Source organism: Pseudomonas sp. UBA3153, assembly GCF_002364635.1.
GTDB lineage: Bacteria > Pseudomonadota > Gammaproteobacteria > Pseudomonadales > Pseudomonadaceae > Pseudomonas_O > Pseudomonas_O kuykendallii.
The window spans coordinates 1-335 of the sequence record NZ_DEYR01000069.1 but is presented as its reverse complement, the minus strand read 5'-3'; the positions used below and the strand labels follow the sequence as shown (position 1 = coordinate 335).

The 335-nt window shown below is 74.9% G+C and carries 1 pseudogene; it reads left to right on the top strand.

What is annotated here, in order from left to right:
• Positions 1-29: 29 nt before the first annotated feature.
• Positions 30-335 (top strand): annotated as a pseudogene (locus B2X67_RS16000) (exodeoxyribonuclease V subunit alpha); the annotation flags it as partial.

The following is a 335-nucleotide window of genomic DNA, read 5'->3' as shown; positions in this document are numbered from 1 at the left end:
GCGCATGGCGCACCCTACGGAGGTTGCCAATGAACCTTGCCGAACTGCCGCTCGGCCCGCTGGAGCGGGCGTTGGTCGACAGCCTGCGCCGCCTCGATCCGGCGGCACCGGAATCCGTGCTGGCCGCTGCCGCGTTGTGCTCCGAGGCGTTGGGGGCGGGCGATGTCTGCCTGCTGCTGGAACGCCGCGCCGGGCGCCGCCCGTGGCCGGAGCACGCCTTCGTCCTGCCGGGCCTGGCCGAGTGGCGCGCGCAGTTGCAGGCCAGCGCGCTGGTCGGCGCGCCGGGTGGCTTCGCGCCGCTGATCCTCGATGGCGAGCGCCTGTACCTGGCGCGC